Source organism: Noviherbaspirillum denitrificans (assembly GCF_002211445.1).
Taxonomy (GTDB): domain Bacteria; phylum Pseudomonadota; class Gammaproteobacteria; order Burkholderiales; family Burkholderiaceae_D; genus Noviherbaspirillum; species Noviherbaspirillum denitrificans.
Genome location: NZ_LSTO01000001.1, coordinates 2,979,671 through 2,995,137, shown reverse-complemented (window position 1 = coordinate 2,995,137; position 15,467 = coordinate 2,979,671). Strand labels below are relative to the sequence as shown.

At 61.4% G+C, this 15,467-nt stretch carries 18 protein-coding genes; 8 read left to right on the top strand and 10 right to left on the bottom strand.

Features of this window, described 5'->3' with window-relative positions; genetic code table 11:
• The 4 genes from AYR66_RS14495 to AYR66_RS14480 form a co-directional block, all read right to left on the bottom strand.
• A partial coding sequence (locus AYR66_RS14495) for an acetaldehyde dehydrogenase (acetylating) (RefSeq protein WP_088709820.1) occupies positions 1–800 on the bottom strand: 800 nt, incomplete at its 3' end.
• A gap of 43 nt (positions 801–843) precedes the next feature.
• Positions 844–1,635, bottom strand: coding sequence for a fumarylacetoacetate hydrolase family protein (locus tag AYR66_RS14490; protein ID WP_088708074.1), 792 nt, complete (start codon positions 1,633–1,635; stop codon positions 844–846).
• 29 nt (positions 1,636–1,664) lie between these two features.
• The gene (locus tag AYR66_RS14485; protein ID WP_088708073.1) at positions 1,665–2,579 is read right to left on the bottom strand and encodes a VOC family protein; all 915 of its coding nucleotides are present in this window, start codon (positions 2,577–2,579) and stop codon (positions 1,665–1,667) included.
• A 13-nt stretch (positions 2,580–2,592) separates the two neighbouring features.
• The gene (locus AYR66_RS14480) at positions 2,593–3,441 is read right to left on the bottom strand and encodes an alpha/beta fold hydrolase (protein ID WP_206047176.1); all 849 of its coding nucleotides are present in this window, start codon (positions 3,439–3,441) and stop codon (positions 2,593–2,595) included.
• Positions 3,442–3,652: 211 nt separating this feature from the next.
• Here AYR66_RS14480 and AYR66_RS14475 point away from each other — a divergent pair, with 211 nt between their 5' ends.
• Positions 3,653–4,090 carry a MarR family winged helix-turn-helix transcriptional regulator gene (locus tag AYR66_RS14475; protein ID WP_170942150.1) on the top strand — a complete coding sequence of 146 codons (438 nt, stop codon included), beginning with the start codon at positions 3,653–3,655 and terminating at the stop codon, positions 4,088–4,090.
• A 27-nt stretch (positions 4,091–4,117) separates the two neighbouring features.
• Here the strand turns inward: AYR66_RS14475 and AYR66_RS14470 are convergent, their stop codons facing one another.
• Positions 4,118–5,716: a 2Fe-2S iron-sulfur cluster-binding protein gene (locus tag AYR66_RS14470; RefSeq protein WP_088708070.1), complete on the bottom strand. Its 1,599-nt coding sequence runs from the start codon at positions 5,714–5,716 to the stop codon at positions 4,118–4,120.
• A 107-nt stretch (positions 5,717–5,823) separates the two neighbouring features.
• Positions 5,824–6,369 carry a carboxymuconolactone decarboxylase family protein gene (locus AYR66_RS14465; protein ID WP_088708069.1) on the bottom strand — a complete coding sequence of 182 codons (546 nt, stop codon included), beginning with the start codon at positions 6,367–6,369 and terminating at the stop codon, positions 5,824–5,826.
• Between the two features lie 135 nt (positions 6,370–6,504).
• Here AYR66_RS14465 and AYR66_RS14460 point away from each other — a divergent pair, with 135 nt between their 5' ends.
• The 4 genes from AYR66_RS14460 (at position 6,505) to AYR66_RS29595 (ending at position 9,110) form a co-directional block, all read left to right on the top strand.
• Entirely contained in the window at positions 6,505–7,404 is a 900-nt protein-coding gene (locus AYR66_RS14460) for a LysR family transcriptional regulator (RefSeq protein ID WP_088708068.1), read from the top strand.
• Positions 7,405–7,760: 356 nt separating this feature from the next.
• Entirely contained in the window at positions 7,761–8,330 is a 570-nt protein-coding gene (locus tag AYR66_RS14455; RefSeq protein WP_088708067.1) for a TetR/AcrR family transcriptional regulator, read from the top strand.
• Between the two features lie 101 nt (positions 8,331–8,431).
• The gene (locus AYR66_RS14450; RefSeq protein WP_088709819.1) at positions 8,432–8,941 is read left to right on the top strand and encodes an HPP family protein; all 510 of its coding nucleotides are present in this window, start codon (positions 8,432–8,434) and stop codon (positions 8,939–8,941) included.
• A 4-nt stretch (positions 8,942–8,945) separates the two neighbouring features.
• Positions 8,946–9,110: a hypothetical protein gene (locus tag AYR66_RS29595; RefSeq protein ID WP_206047175.1), complete on the top strand. Its 165-nt coding sequence runs from the start codon at positions 8,946–8,948 to the stop codon at positions 9,108–9,110.
• 10 nt (positions 9,111–9,120) lie between these two features.
• On the opposite strand, the gene AYR66_RS14445 is transcribed toward AYR66_RS29595, so the two are convergent.
• From AYR66_RS14445 to AYR66_RS14430, 4 genes are read right to left on the bottom strand one after another with little or no spacing between them, the layout of a single operon-like run.
• On the bottom strand, positions 9,121–9,312 hold the full coding sequence (locus AYR66_RS14445; protein ID WP_088708066.1) for a 4-oxalocrotonate tautomerase: 192 nt from the start codon (positions 9,310–9,312) through the stop codon (positions 9,121–9,123).
• A gap of 8 nt (positions 9,313–9,320) precedes the next feature.
• Positions 9,321–10,109 (bottom strand): 2-oxo-3-hexenedioate decarboxylase, encoded by a 789-nt coding sequence (gene dmpH, locus AYR66_RS14440; protein WP_088708065.1) that lies wholly within the window; start codon positions 10,107–10,109, stop codon positions 9,321–9,323.
• Between the two features lie 9 nt (positions 10,110–10,118).
• Positions 10,119–10,907 carry a fumarylacetoacetate hydrolase family protein gene (locus tag AYR66_RS14435; protein ID WP_088708064.1) on the bottom strand — a complete coding sequence of 263 codons (789 nt, stop codon included), beginning with the start codon at positions 10,905–10,907 and terminating at the stop codon, positions 10,119–10,121.
• Positions 10,908–10,914: 7 nt separating this feature from the next.
• Positions 10,915–12,393: a 2-hydroxymuconic semialdehyde dehydrogenase gene (locus AYR66_RS14430; RefSeq protein ID WP_088708063.1), complete on the bottom strand. Its 1,479-nt coding sequence runs from the start codon at positions 12,391–12,393 to the stop codon at positions 10,915–10,917.
• A gap of 167 nt (positions 12,394–12,560) precedes the next feature.
• On the opposite strand from AYR66_RS14430, the gene AYR66_RS14425 reads away from it, so the two are divergent.
• From AYR66_RS14425 to AYR66_RS14415, 3 genes are all read left to right on the top strand, one after another.
• The gene (locus AYR66_RS14425) at positions 12,561–13,475 is read left to right on the top strand and encodes a LysR family transcriptional regulator (RefSeq protein ID WP_088708062.1); all 915 of its coding nucleotides are present in this window, start codon (positions 12,561–12,563) and stop codon (positions 13,473–13,475) included.
• A gap of 134 nt (positions 13,476–13,609) precedes the next feature.
• On the top strand, positions 13,610–14,482 hold the full coding sequence (locus AYR66_RS14420; RefSeq protein WP_088708061.1) for a VOC family protein: 873 nt from the start codon (positions 13,610–13,612) through the stop codon (positions 14,480–14,482).
• Between the two features lie 16 nt (positions 14,483–14,498).
• Positions 14,499–15,458 (top strand): acetaldehyde dehydrogenase (acetylating), encoded by a 960-nt coding sequence (locus tag AYR66_RS14415; protein ID WP_088708060.1) that lies wholly within the window; start codon positions 14,499–14,501, stop codon positions 15,456–15,458.
• Positions 15,459–15,467: the final 9 nt, after the last annotated feature.

The window sequence follows — 15,467 nt, the reverse complement described above, 5'->3', positions numbered from 1 at the left end:
GGCAGGTAGTCGCCGAGGCCTTCGACTTCCATGAACACCGACACGCGATTGCCGTCGAACACCGGCCCGTTCACCAGCTTGTAGCCGGGCACGTACTTCTGGACTTCCTTGATCATCGCGTGGATCGACGCGGTGATCTTTTCGCGGTCCGGTTCCGTCTCGGTCAGGCAGTGGATGGTGTCGCGCATGATCAGCGGCGGCTCCGCCGGGTTGATGATGATGATCGCCTTGCCTTCGCGCGCGCCGCCCACGCGCTCGATGGCGCCGGAGGTGGTGCGGGTGAATTCATCGATGTTCTTGCGCGTGCCGGGACCGACCGAACGCGAGGACACGGTAGCGACGATTTCGCCGTACTTCACCGGCTGCACGCGCGAGACCGCGGCCACCATCGGGATCGTCGCCTGGCCGCCGCATGTCACCATGTTGACGTTCATCTCGCCCTTGCCGAGATGCTCCTGCAGGTTGACCGGCGGGACGCAGTAAGGGCCGACGGCCGCGGGCGTCAGGTCGATCATCATCACCCCGCGCGCGGTCAGCTTGTCGGAATTCTCGCGATGCACATAGGCCGATGTGGCATCGAAGGCGATGCGGATCTCGTCCTGTTCAACGAAGGGCAGGAGCCCGTCGACGCCCTTGTCGGTCACCTTCAGCCCCATTTCGGCTGCCCGCTTGAGGCCGTCCGAGTTGGGGTCGATGCCGACCATCCATGCGGGCTCCAGCACGGGGCTGCGCTTGAGCTTGTAAAGCAGGTCGGTGCCGATGTTGCCCGGCCCGATCAATGCACACTTGATTTTCTTCATGATCATCCTTTCCTGGTAAATGGTTGCTGCATCACCCTGCATGTCATGCGACGAACGAGATGGATGACGAACCGATGCCGTCGATCGTCAGTTCGAAGCGGTCTCCCGCGGCGGCCGGTACCAGGGGCACCAGCGAACCGGACAGGATGATTTCGCCTTTGCGGAAGGGAATACCGAACTTGCCCAGCGTATTGGCCAGCCAGGCGACCGCTTCCGCCGGATGGCCCTGCACCGCCGAGCCGAAGCCGCTTGCTTCCAGCTTGCCGTTGCGGAACATCTTCAGCTCGGCGTTGGCGAGGTCGATGCTGCGCGGATCTACAAGTGCATTGCCGACGACGAAGATGCCGCAGGAGGCGTTGTCCGCGACTGTGTCCTGGATGCGGATGCGCCAGTTGTCGATGCGCGAGTCCACGATTTCGAAGCACGGCATGACGGCTTCCGTCGCGTCCAGCACTTCCTCCGCCGTCACGCCTTCACTGCCGAGGTCGCGCCCGAGCAGGAATGCGATCTCGCCCTCGGCGCGCGGCTGGATCAGGCCCGCCTTCGTGATGCTCACTTCGGCGCCGTCCGGGTACTGCATCGCATCCGTGAGGAAGCCGAAATCCGGCTGGCGCACATTCAGCATTTCCTGCACGGCGCGGCTGGTCACGCCGATCTTCTTGCCGATCACCTTTTCGCCATCCTGGAGGCGGCGTTCAAGCAGGCGCAGCGATATGCGGTAGGCGTCCTCCACAGTGAGTTCCGCATCGGTGTCCGTCAGTGGGGATATCGTGCGTTGGCCGCGCAGAGCTGCGTAGAGCAGGTCTCCGAGGGAGTGGACCTTTGATTCTGTCATTGATGACATGGATGTCCCCTTCGCCTGCGTTATTCGGCTTCGACGGTGCGATCCGCACCGGTGCTTTTCATGCGGTCCCAGGCCTTGCCCCAGGCGTTGCCTGTCGCCTGCGTGTTCGGCCAGCGGCGCGGCGGCATGATGCGCGGCATGTGCTCGAGTTCCGCGGACAGCTCGAAATTGTTGCCGTCCGGGTCCTTGGCCATGAAGAACAGGTTGCGCCCGACACCGTGCCGGCCGGGCCCCCACCACGGCGTGCAGCCCATTTCCGCCAGGTGGTCAGCCCAGTCGCGGATGTCGTTCCAGCAGGTGGTCTCATAGCAGTGATGGTCGGAGCGCACGGTCTTCGCGAGGAAGGCGGCAAAGCTGTGGTGCTCGACGTCGGCGCGGTAGAAGTTGACTGCCGCCGGCGCGTCTGGGCCGGTTTCCTCGCCGGCGCACACGGTATCCGACAGCGTGAACCCGAGCTTCTTCTCGTAGAACGCGCCCAGGCGGTCCAGGTCGGTGGTCGCGACCACCACATGTTGCAGACGCCCCGAGAATTTCGCGGCGCGCAAGCCTTCATGGGAACCGGACGCAACGTTATCGGCGGGCAGGCAGAAGACGGCGATGCGCCCATCCGGATCCTTCACCGCCAGGGCATCGTCCCTGAACAGCGGCGTCGGGGACGGCTGCAACTCGACGTCGTTGGCCAGCAGCATCTCGCGCACTGCCCGCAACTGGGTGTCGCTCTGCAGGGAGAACGCCGCAAACGGCTGGCCGTTCTTCTCGCCCTTGCCGATCAGCAGGCGGCGCTGCGGCCCGTTCATCAGGTAAAGGTCGGGGGCAATCCGGATCTTTGCCATGCCGAGTCCGTCGCGGTAGAAGTCGGCCAGCGCGTCCGGATCGGGCGAATCGAAGCGGATGTGGTCGAGCACGGCCGGCCAAAGCGGGGATGTGGTGTTCATGGTCGTCTCCTGTTCAGTTCAAGAGGAAATCGATGTGGAGCTTGTTGAAGTTCTCGGCGTCTTCGAACTGGGGCCAGTGGCCGCAGTTATCCATCACGACGAATTTGGAATCGGGGATCATCGAGGCGAGCCGGCGGCCGATTTCCACCGAGCTGCCGGGATCGTGCGAGGTCCACAGCACCAGGGCCGGCGCCTTCACCTTTGCCATTTCCTCCGGAGTCATCAGGTTCGGCACGCGGAATTCGGCGGTGTGCAGGCACATGATGTGCGCCATGGTTTTCGGGAAGCCGGGCTGCGCGTAGACGCGGTAGCGCATCTCGACCATTTCGTCGGTCACGCGAGCGGGATCGAGCATCAGCCATTCGAGGCGCTTGCGCACGTTTTCCGGATTCAGGTTGTTCACTGCATTCAGGCTGAGGGTATGGATGCGCGCGCTGACCTCCGGGTCGTAGTGCACGCCTGCCGCGGTATTGAGCACGATCTTGCCGACCCGCTCCGGATGCGTGGACGCGAGTCGCGCCGCCACCCATCCGCCGAGCGATTCCCCGGACACGTGCGCACGGGCGATGCCGAGCGCATCGAGAAAGTCGACGATGTGCTTGACGTAGTGCTTCGGTTCGTAAGGATGGTCCGGCTTGTCGGTATAGCCGTGGCCCAGCATGTCCAGCGCGATCACGCGGAAATGCCGCGCGTGCGCGCGCACATTCTGCGAGTAGGCTTCCAGGTAGCCGCCGCTGCCATGCAGGAACAGCACGACCTCTGCGTCCCGCGGGCCGGCATCCAGGTAGCGCGTGTGGATGCCGCCCGCGTCCACATAGGCGATGCGGTGTTCCACATCGACCAGGTCAGTCCAGTACGTCATATCGTCCTCCATCGGTGGTGGTTCAGTGTTGAATGGAGTATAGTGGCGGTTATGACGTGTACGTCATATATCTCGTGAATACTGTTTATTGATGATTTTTGCGGTGCTTGAAGCCGCGAGAGGCGGCTATAACTAGTGCCGGACGGGGAATGAAGAGGATGAAATGACGGGACGATCGCCCAAATGCGTTACAGGCACAGGCAAGGAAAGCATGGCGCTGTTCGACGCCGACCATCTGCCGGGTCCGCTGATCCGGCGCGCGCACCAGCGCTCGCTCGACATCTACAACGACATGGTCGGCACGGATGCGCCGACGCGCCAGCAACTCGCAATCATGATCGCGATCGCGCAGTCGGAAGCGGCGACGCTCAACCAGTTGTCCGCGGTGACCGGGGTGGACCGCAACACGATCAGCGAAATCCTCAACCGGCTGGAAAAGCGAGAACTGGTTGTCCGCGCGCGCAGCGCCAGTGACGCCCGCGCGCTGGATGTTTCCCTCACTCGGGAAGGAAAACGTATCGTGCAGGAAACCATCCCCCTGGCGAAGCGCGCCCAGGAAAAAATCCTTGAGCCCCTGCCGGCGGAATTGCGGCCGGTGTTCGTGCAGTGCCTGCGGATACTGCTGGGGTTGGAGGAGGCGAAGCGCTAGCGCCCTCTCGGAGCCCAAGCTGCAAAGTCAGAGATCAAGCACAAGGCTGGCTGTCCTGGCGCGGGAAACGCAGGTACACATTAATGCCGCTTTATCTCGTTCGGCATCCGTAAGGGCTGTATCGTTATGCTCCACCTCCCCGTCGAGCACTTTCGTCGCGCACATGCCGCATACCCCCTCCCTGCAGGAAAACGGCGCATCAACGCCCGCGTTCAACACTGCGTCCAGTATCGATTGGTCGGCGGCTACCGTGATGTCCAGCTTCGAACGTGCCAGTCTTACGCTGATTGGCTTGCCGTCTACAGGCTTCGCCATGAAGCGTTCGAACTTGACGCGGCTTTCGGGAATGCCATGCGCCTTCGCAGATTCGACAACTGCTTCAATCAGCCTGGCAGGACCGCATACATAGAACACGGCGTCATCAGGCGCGGCCGCCAGCACCTTGCCCACGTCGAGGCGCGCGGATGCAGATTCATCACTGAAGTAGAATCGCGCGCGCTCGCCCATGGCAAGCTTCAGCTTTGACCAGTACGCCATTTCACGCCTTGATCGCGCCGAGTAATGGAGCTGGAATTCGGCGCCGCGCTGCTTCAGCTCCTGTGCCATGGCTTTGATGGGTGTGATTCCGATTCCGCCGGCAATCAGCACGGCAGGACGGTCATCCCCATGAAGCGGGAATGCGTTTTTCGGCATCCCGCACCGCAGGATAGTGCCAATGTTGAAATCCTTGTGAACAGCGATCGATCCCCCACGGCCCGTGTCCTCTTTCAATACGGCGATTTCATAGGCGTCTCTACGCATCGGATTGGAGGAAATCGAGTAACTCCGAATGCCGACACTGCCATCCTCGAGCCGCATCGGGAGACTCAGGTGCGCCCCCGCGCGGACCGCAGGCAAGTCCCCTCCGTCAGGCCGCCTCAACTCATACGCGCGAATGCGTGGGGTCAGTTGACGTACTGCTGAAATTGCCAGCTCCAGCTCGCCCGTTCCCAATACTAGTGGACTTGCCGCTGCTTTCGGCATGGATTGGTGCTTTGCCCGCTCGCGAAGCTGCTCCAATTCGTCAAGTTGCGGCCTGATCCGTGCCATGAACTCCGCCTCGGTGAAGCGCGGGGTGATATGTTGAGGACAATTGAAGTCAAACGCCTCAACCTGGATCACGACGCCCCGTTCAATTCGCGCGCGGTAGGAATCGACTTCCAACAGTGCGATGAGCTCCGGCTCGCTCGATTCATGGACGATTCTTGCCCGCCCCCACACCTTCAGGCGCCTTCGGTTCGCGAAATCCATGAGAATGAGCATGACCCTGTCGTCGTTCGACAGATTGCCCGCGGATATGTATTGGCGGTTGCCGGCAAAATCGGCGAAGCCGATAGTGCGGTCGTCAAGCACCTTGAGAAATCCCTTCGGTCCGCCGCGATGCTGGACATAGGGCCACCCGTTTTCGCCGGTCGATGCCATGAAAAATGTGTCGACCTCGAGAAAAAACTGCCGCTCCGCGCCTGTTACGACATTCCTCGCGTTCGGGTCGAGGTCGAAAGCGGCGTTCGCCTCTCTTGATCGGTATCGTTCCTGGGCGACTCTTACCGATGGGGTGAAGGCAATTTGTGAGAAAGCGCGTGGCATAGGATTTCCGATCGCAACATCGAGAATGTCAATTGAGCTTGATGGCCGCTTGTGCGTGCCCGGAAAGCGACCAGCTTTTCCGGCCTGCACAAGCGGGGCCTGTTCGATCAGGCTGCCAGCTTGAGATCGACCTTGGGGAAGTCGATTTCAACGCGGCTGGCCTTGCCAAGAATGTTCGTCAGGAGGTTCATGCCGACGTGCGTTATGATTTCAACGATGTCAGAGTCGCTGTAGCCGACATTCCGTACCTCGGCGATTTCAGCAGTTGTAACCTCGCCGTTGTGCTCGACCAGCGAACGGGCGAACTTCACCGCGGCCGCTGCTTTTGCGTCCTGGCTGGTGCCGGCCCGGTTGGAATCCATCTCCGCCCCGGTCAATCCGGCGGTGCGGCCGAGCGCGGTGTGTGCAGACAGGCAGTATTCGCAGGAGTTTTGTTGTGCCAGCGCCAGGGCAATACGTTCCCGTGTCAACGGGTCCAGGCTCCCGGTGCCGGCGATGCCGAAGAGACCTAGAAACGCCTTCAGCGCAACCGGAGAATTGGCGAAGACTTTTAGGAAGTTCGGTACGGTACCCAGTTGTGCGTGGATGGCGTCGAACAGGGCTTTTTGTTCAGCGGTTGCGGTTTCGATGGTAACGACATTAATACGGCTCATTTCTGGCTCCTTGAAAATAGATGGCGATCCGTTCGTTTTCTGTGTGACAGCGAACGGTGCTAACTATGATGGCGCGCAGTCAAGCCGTGAATATCCGTCCCATGCATTTCATAATTCCCGGAACTGGAATAATTGATGGACCGTTTGCACTTTATGACGATCTTCCTGGCGGTCGCAGATGAAGAAAGTTTCGCTGGCGCCGCTCGCAAAATGGGCATGTCTCCACCGGCCGTCACGCGCGCGATCTCGGCCCTGGAGGAACATCTTGGCGCTCGGCTCTTCAATCGCACGACGCGCGCCGTACGCCTGACTGATGCCGGCATGCGTTACCTTGACGATGTCCGGCGAATCGTTACCGCGGTTGAGGAAGCCGAAGCAGCTGCCGCAGGAATTAATGCAGAACCTCGCGGACGTCTGACAGTGACCGCGCCGGTTCTGTTTGGAAAGATGTTCATCACTCCCGCAATTGTCGACTTCCTGGCCGCGTACCCGAAAGTCGACGTTTCCGCCCATTTTTTCGACCATGTTGTCAGCTTGGTCGACGAAGGAATTGACGTCGGAATACGAATCGGCGACCTGCCTGATTCAAGCATCAAGGCGATAAAGGTCGGCACCGTGCGCCGGGTACTCTGCGCGTCGCCGACGTATCTGAAGCAGCACGGCCTCCCCAGGACTCCCGCAGATTTGGCTCACCATACGTTGATTGCTTCAACTGGGATTACTCAAACCTCTGAATGGAAGTTTCATGAAGGCTCGAATGCGGCGCAAGTGCGCATTTCGCCTCGGCTTGTTGTTACATCGAATGATTCCGCCATTGAAGCCGCAGCCAGGGGATTAGGGATTACGCGGCTACTGTCGTACCAGATAGCCCCGTATCTCGCTTCCGGAGAATTGACGATCCTGCTCAGTCAATACGAACCTCCAACCATTCCGGTGCATGTCATACACCGCGAGGGCGTGCGCGCCGCGGCAAAAGTTCGCTCCTTCGTTGACTATGTTGTCGAACGGCTGAAGAACGACAAGGCATTGAACTAGTGGGCCGTCCAGATGAATTTGTAGGGTGGGTAGAGCGAAGCGAAACCCACCAAATGCCATCTCTCGAGCGCGTGGTGGGTTTCGCTTTCGCTCTACCCACCCTACGGTTCTTTACCCATCAAAATTAACTGGATGCTCCATTAGCTTCATCGATAACAATACAGGTACCTCGTAGCGCAAGCGGGATAAACGAAGTTCGTGAAGGATCGACGGCCACGAAGCACCACGTGCACCCCTTTTGATTCCGCCGGGGCAAGGGCACTTCCGGCGCACAAATTCAGCTTAACCTGCTGCCTTGACATGCATCCAGGAAAACGTGAAAATTAACCAAACGGTTGGTATGGTCAGGGATTTTTATGACGAAGATAATCGACAAGCAACAGCTGGCGGATCAGGCGGCCAATCTATTTCGCATGAAGGGATACACGGCGACCAGCATCGATGACATCGCGAAGGCATGCGGCATCACCAAAGGCAGCATTTATCATCATTTCTCGAGTAAGGAAGACGTCGCGCTCGCGGCCCTGGAGCTAGTGCACGACTACTATCGCGAGCATATTTTCTCGATCATCAACTCGCGTACGTCGCCAACCTCCGCCGATCTGAAGGCATTCAACCAGGCAGTGGAGAGGTTTTTCCTTCAGCATCGCCACGGATGCCTGCTGGCCAACCTGAGCCTGGAGGTCGGCGCGACCTATGAGCCGTTCAAGGAAAAGATCCGGCATTACTTCGATGACTGGACATCCTGCTATGTCCGGGTTTTTTCCACCTTTCATGCGCCGAAAAAGGCGCGCGCCCTGGCGGAAGACGCTGTCGCGATTGTCCAGGGATGCATCCTGATGAGCAGGATTCGCGGGAACCTTGAATCGCTGCAGCGGCAGCACGCGCAATTACTTCAGTATTGCGAAGCAATGGAAGCGCACTAAACATGCCGGCGAGACGCAGGCGCAGCATTTTTTTTGTCCCTAACCATACCAAACGGTTGGTATTGTCTGGAAAACTTTAATTCCTTGCCATGGAGATTGTCATGAACGAATTCTTGAGCAAATTTTCTGGGGACGGTGTCCCCTTGCCGCCGAAGCCGAACAACAAGGCCGTTGCGATCGCCTGGCTCGGTGGTGTGCTTGCCATTGCGACGGTTGCCGCGCTAACCGACTACATGTCGGCTGCGTTAGTCCTGGGCTCGTTCGGCGCCTCGTGCGTGCTGGTATTCGGCTATCCGGACGTCCCGTTTTCCCAGCCCCGCAATGTGGTATTCGGACATGTCATCAGCTCCGCGACCGGGCTCGCTTTCCTGAGCGTGTTCGGGCCGGAATGGTGGGCGGTGGCACTGGCGACAGGCACCGCAATCGCACTCATGATGTACACGCGCACGGTGCATCCCCCTGCCGGCTCGAATCCGGTCATCGTATTCCTGTCCCAGCCTGGCTGGAGCTTTTTGCTGTTCCCGACGCTGGCCGGTGTGCTGGTGCTTGTGCTCGTGGCACTTGTTTATAACAACGCCACGCGCGAAGCGCGGTATCCGAAGTACTGGTGAAGAGGTGCTGCCGCAGGAAGCCTTGCAGCAGCACTACGGACGACTGGTGGCAGTGGGCCGGCTGATGAAACTTCTCGTGGTGGGGATCCAGCGACTGGAAATCGAGCGCCAAATGATCCACGGCGGCGCGGTCGTCCGACCAAGCAGGTCGCGCCCGGTTCAGGGCTGATGCGATTGCGTTACCTGCCTAACGATCGCGCCGACTTGCCGCCGATTCCCCAGTGCGACTTGGGCACTTCCTCGACCAGCACGCGAACCGACTCGCGCGGCGCGTCCAGCGTCTTGTGCGCGGCATCCGTCACCGCTTCGATGAAGGCGTCGATCTTTTCCTGGGAACGGCCTTCCATGATCTTTGCAAGAATGATGGGCATTTCCTACCTCACACGAAACGCATCGACACCGACCCGATGTCCTGGTAGCGCACCGTCACGCTGTCGCCCGCTTCGACCGCATAGGCTTCGGTGGCGCCGCCGGTCATGATGAAGGTGCCGGCCGGGATTTCCTCGCCGCGCTCGCCGAGCATGTTGGCCAGCATCGCGATGCTGGCCGCCGGATGCCCCAGCACTGCCGCGCCGGCGCCGGTGGCGATGACCTCGCCATTCTTTTCGATCACGATCCCCAGCGTCTTGAGATCGACCTCGTCGACCTTGCGCGGACGCCCGCCGGTGACGAAACGGCTGGAGGAGCAGTTGTCGGCGATCACGCTCTTGAGGTCGAACTTGAAATCGCGATAGCGCGAATCGATGATCTCCACCGCCGGGATGATGAAGTCGGTCGCCGCCAGCACATGGCCGATATTGCAGCCCGGCCCCTTCAACGGCGCCTTGGTGACGAAGGCGATCTCGGCCTCGATCTTGGGATGGATCAGTTCCTTCACCGCGATCTCCGCTCCGTCCGGGCGCGAGAAATAGTCCATCAGGAAACCGAAGATCGGCGCCTCGACACCCATCTGCTTCATCTTGGCGCGCGAGGTCAGGCCCATCTTCAGGCCGGCCAGCTTCTGTCCGCGCGCAAGCTTGCGCTCGCGGATGGCGTATTGGATGGCATAAGCATCTTCCCAGTCCATCTGCGGATACTCATCGGTGATCTTGAGCACATCGCGTGCTTCGAGCTCCGCCGTTTCGAGGTGGACAGCCAGTTTTTCAATCGTCGTTTGGTCGAGTTGCATGTTGAATCCTCAGGAGAAACGGCAGGAGGCGGAACCGACGCCGCCGAGCGACATGCGCAGCACATCGCCTTTCTGTATCGGGAACAGGACCGAGAGCGAACCGGACAGGATCAGCTCACCGGCTTTCAGGGTAATGCCGTAGGCGCCAAGCGCATTGGCCAGCCAGGTCACCGCATTGACCGGATTGCCGAGCGTGGCCGCGCCGGCACCGGTGCCGATGATCTCGCCGTTCTTTTCCAGCACCATGCCCAGCGTGGCCAGGTCCACACGACGCGGATCGACCGCCTTGTCGCCGACGACGAAGGCTGCCGACGAGCCGTTGTCGGCTACGGTGTCCTGCACCTTGATGCGCCAGTCGGTGATGCGCGAATCGACGATCTCGAAGCAAGGCATCACGCATTCGACAGCCGCCAGCACATCGGCATTGGTCAGGCCCGGGCCGGACAGGTCGCGCTTGAGGATGAAGCCGATCTCGCCTTCGCCCTTGGGCTGGATGAAGGCGGAGGCGTCGATGCTGTCGCCGTCCGCATAGCTCATGCCGGAGAGCAGGTGGCCGAAGTCCGGCTGGTCCACGCCGAGCGCCTTCTGCACCACGCGCGCGGTCAGGCCGACCTTCTTGCCGACGTGGTGTTCTCCCGCCTTGGCGCGGTTGGCGATGGTGCGCAGCTGGATCTGGTAGGCATCGTCGATGGTGATGCCGGGGACGCGGTCGGTGAGCGGCGCTACCTGCCTGCGCGCCTTCCAGGCTTCGTAGAGCTCGTCGCCGATTTGTTCGATCTGTTCTTGATTCAGTGCCATGTTGTCCTCACAGTTTGACGCAGACGTTGCGCAGTTCGGTATAGAACTCCAGCGAATGCACGCCGCCTTCGCGGCCGATGCCGGATTTGCCCTGCCCGCCGAACGAGGTGCGCAGGTCGCGCAGGAACCAGGAATTCACCCAGGCAATGCCGACGTTGATCCGGGCGGCGACGCGGTGCGCGCGTGCCAGGTCGGTGGTCCAGATCGTGGTGGCCAGGCCGTACTCGGTGTCGTTGGCCAGCGCGACCGCTTCCTCCTCGCGGTCGAAGGGACACAGGTGCACGCAGGGGCCGAAGATCTCCTCGCGGATCACGCTCGAGCTTTCCGGCAGGCCGGTCCAGATCGTCGGCTGCACCCAGAAGCCTTCCGCATATTCGCGCGGGACTTCCGGCGTGCCGCCTCCGGTGACGATGGTGGCGCCCTGCTCCTTCGCCTGCGCGAAGTAGCTGCGCACCTTCTCCATATGCGTGCGGCTGACCAGCGGCCCCATGGTCGTCTCGCCGTCGAGCGGATTGCCGAACTTGTAGCTTTCGGCCTTGTCTTTCAGCGCGGCGACGAAGCGGTCGAAGATGGGGCGCTCGACATACACGCGCTCGGTGCCCAGGCATACCTGGCCGGTATTGGCGAATGCTGCGCGGGCAATGCCTTCCACCGCCGCTTCGAAATCCGCATCCGCGAACACGATGCCGGCGTTCTTGCCGCCCAGTTCGAAGGACACCGGGCGCACACCGTGCGCGGCGGCGCGCATGATGGCTTCGCCGGTACGCGTCTCCCCGGTGAAGGTGATGGCATTGACGCCGGGATGTTCGGTAAGCCACTGGCCGACCGAATCCGGGCCGAATCCATGGATCACGTTGTAGACGCCGGGCGGAACGCCGACGGCGTTCATCACTTCACCCAGCAGCGTGGCGGTGGACGGCGTTTCCTCCGACGGCTTGACGACCACGGTATTGCCGCAGGCAAGTGCCGGACCGACCTTCCAGGTCATCAACAGCAAGGGCAGGTTCCACGGACTGATCACGCCCACCACGCCTTTCGGCACGCGGACGCCGTAGTTCAGCGCGCCCTTGCCGTCCGGCGTGTCGAGCATGAAGGTTTCCGTCGGCACGTTCTTGACGACGTCGGCGAACACCTTGAAGTTGGCGGCGCCGCGCGGGATATCGATGTGTGACGCGATGCTGCGCGGCTTGCCGGTGTCGGCGATCTCGGCCTGCAGGAAGTCGTCGAAGCGGCGGCTGATCTCGTTCGCCACCGCATGCAGCATGGTGGTACGCTGCTCGACGCTCATCCTGCCCCACGGGCCGTCCAGCGCCTCGCGCGCGGCGCGCACGGCGGCGTCGACATCCTGGCGCGAAGCTTCATGCACCTTGCTGACCAGGCGGCCGGTGGCGGGGTTGACGTTATCGAAAGACTTTCCGGAAGTCGCGGGCACATGCTTGCCGTTGATGAAGAGGAGGGTCTCCTTCGCCTCGTGGTGTGCGTTCATCGTCCTTATCCATTCGGTTGGGGTTGGGCGTTGCCGTCATGACTGAGGGCATTGCGATAGGCTGAAGTCTGCGCAGCGCATGCTCCGTTGTCCATCGGGCGGAAACAATGCATACTATTTGCGATGTAAATAGTAGCCATCCCCTCCCTCTTGAAAGAGGCGATCCCATGAAACTCAACTCGCTCGACCTGAACCTCCTGCTCGTCTTCGATGCGATCCTGCGCACCGGCACCGTGACACGCGCGGCCGACGACGTCGGCATCACCCAGTCATCAATGAGCAATGCGCTGTCGCGCCTGCGCGAGTACTTCAATGACCCGCTGTTCGTGCGCACGCAGGGACGGATGGAACCGACGCCGCTGGCGCAAAGCCTGGCGGGCCCGGTGCAGGACTCGCTGCGGCAGTTGCGGGACGCGCTGGAGGACAAGCGGCATTTCGACGAGAAAGTGTCGGAGCGGAATTTCCGCATCTGCATGAGCGAGATCGCCCAGCGCATCTTCCTGCCGCCGCTGCTGACGCACCTCGCCACCTGCGCGCCGGGCGTCACGCTGACCACCGTCGACATGTCTCCCGAGCACGCGCAGGAGGCGCTGCCTACCGGGGAGGTGGACCTGGCGATCGGCTACTTTGCCGACCTCGGCCCGAACTTCTTCGGACAACGCCTGTTCCAGGAGCACTACGTCGTGCTGGCGCGCAAGAAGCATCCGCTGATCGGCGAAACCCTGACCCTCGATGCCTACCTCGACGCGGTGCACATTTCCTACCTGCCGGCCGCGGCCAGCCATTCCACGCTGGACCAGTTGCTCGACAAGGAATTCGCGTTGCGCGGCGTACGGCGACAGGTCGGGCTGTGCGTCGCGCATTCGCTCGGCCTGTCGACCATCGTCGCCCAGACCGACCTGATGCTGACCGTTCCGTCGCGCCTCGCGCAGGCATTCTCGGATACCTTCGACCTGCAGGTCATGCCCTTGCCGGTCGAGATCCCGCCGATCGACATCAAGCAGCACTGGCATTCCCGCTACCACCACGACCCGGCCAACCGCTGGCTGCGGGCGCAATTCCTGAAGTTGTTCCAGAAGTAAGCCATCCCGCGCACCCGGCCTACTATTTACCGGGTAAATATCGTCAATTGACCCGGCCTTCTGGCCGGGCCCTGCTCCCGCGTCTAGACTTCGCAGCAATACGGCAGCGGCCGTTCATTTTGCGGAGGCAGACTGTGATTCATCTTCATGACATACGTTACGTGCGTCTCGGGACGCGCGACTTGCAGGGCGCCGCGCACTACGCGGACAAGATCCTGGGCTTGCGCCAGAGCCATCGCACCGGCAACAGCAAGAACGGCCAGACCATCTACTTCCGGAGCGACAGCCGGGACCATACGCTGGCCTATTTCGATGGCGACCCGTCGGACCACACCACCGGCTTCGAGGTGCGCAACATGGACGAGCTGACGGCCGCCGCCAACGAGCTGGAAAACATGAACCACCGTGTGCACTGGGGCACGGCTGAAGAATGCGATGCGCGACGCGTCGAAGCCTTCATCAATTTCAAGGACCCGACCGGAAATTCGATCGACCTCGTGGTCAATCCGCACCACTGCGGCGTGCATTTCTTCCCGACGCGCGCCGCCGGCAACACCGGCTTCTCGCATGTCGGCCTGCGCACCACCGATCCCAAGCGCGACGAAAAATTCTGGACCCAGGTGCTGAGCGCCAAGGTCAGCGACTGGATCGGCGCCGCCCCGCTGCTGCGCATCGACGAGGTGCACCACAAGATCGCACTGTTCCCGTCCAACCGCGCCGGCGTGCAGCACGTCAACCACCAGGTGGAATCGGTCGACGACATCATGCGCTCCTGGTATTTCCTGCAGAAGGAAGGCGTCAAGATCGTGTTCGGCCCCGGCCGCCATCCGACTTCCGGCGCGCGGTTCCTCTACTTCGAAGGCCCGGAAGGCATGGTCTACGAGTATTCCTGCGGCGTACGCGACATCACCGATCCCGAATACCAGCCGCGCCAGTTCCCGTTCGGCGCCGAATCGTTCTGCATGTGGGGCGCCCGGCCGGACATCCCCGAATTCAACGGCAAGTAAGCCAGGAGCCATTCCCATGTCAGGAAAACTCAAAGCAGCGATCATCGGTTCCGGAAATATCGGAACAGATTTGATGATCAAGATCCTCCGCAATGGCCGCCATGTGGAGATGGGCGCGATGGTCGGCATCGACCCGGCTTCCGACGGACTGGCGCGCGCTGCCCGCATGGGCGTCGCCGTGACGCACGAAGGCGTGGAGGGATTGACCCGGATGGATGTCTTCAAGGACATCGACATCGTGTTCGATGCCACCAGTGCCGGCGCGCATGTGAAGAGCGACGCCTTCCTGCGTTCGATCAAGCCCGGCATTCGCGTGATCGACCTCACGCCGGCGGCCATCGGCCCGTACTGCGTGCCGGTCGTCAACCTCGACCGCCACATCAACGCCGCCAACGTCAACATGGTGACATGCGGCGGACAGGCGACCATTCCGATGGTGGCCGCGGTGTCGCGCGTCGCCCGTGTCCACTACGCCGAAATCATCGCTTCGATCTCCAGCAAATCGGCCGGCCCGGGCACGCGCGCCAACATTGACGAGTTCACCGAAACGACGAGCAAGGCGATCGAGCAGGTCGGCGGCGCCACCAAGGGCAAGGCCGTCATCATCCTGAATCCCGCCGAACCGCCATTGATCATGCGCGACACCGTCTACTGCCTTTCCGACGTGGCGGACGAAGAAGCGGTGGCAAAGTCGATCGAGACGATGGTCGCGCGCATCCAGGAGTATGTGCCGGGATATCGCCTCAAGCAGGCTGTGCAGTTCGAACGCATCGAGAAGGGGAATAACGTGTTCATTCCCGGACTCGGCCGCTTCTATTCCGGCTTGAAAACATCGGTCTTCCTCGAAGTGGAAGGTGCAGCGCACTATCTGCCCGCATATGCCGGCAACCTGGACATCATGACTTCCGCTGCCCTTGCCACGGCCGAAAAGGTGGCCGCCAATACGGTGGCGCGGCAAACCGCCCCCGCAGCGTGACGCAAAGGA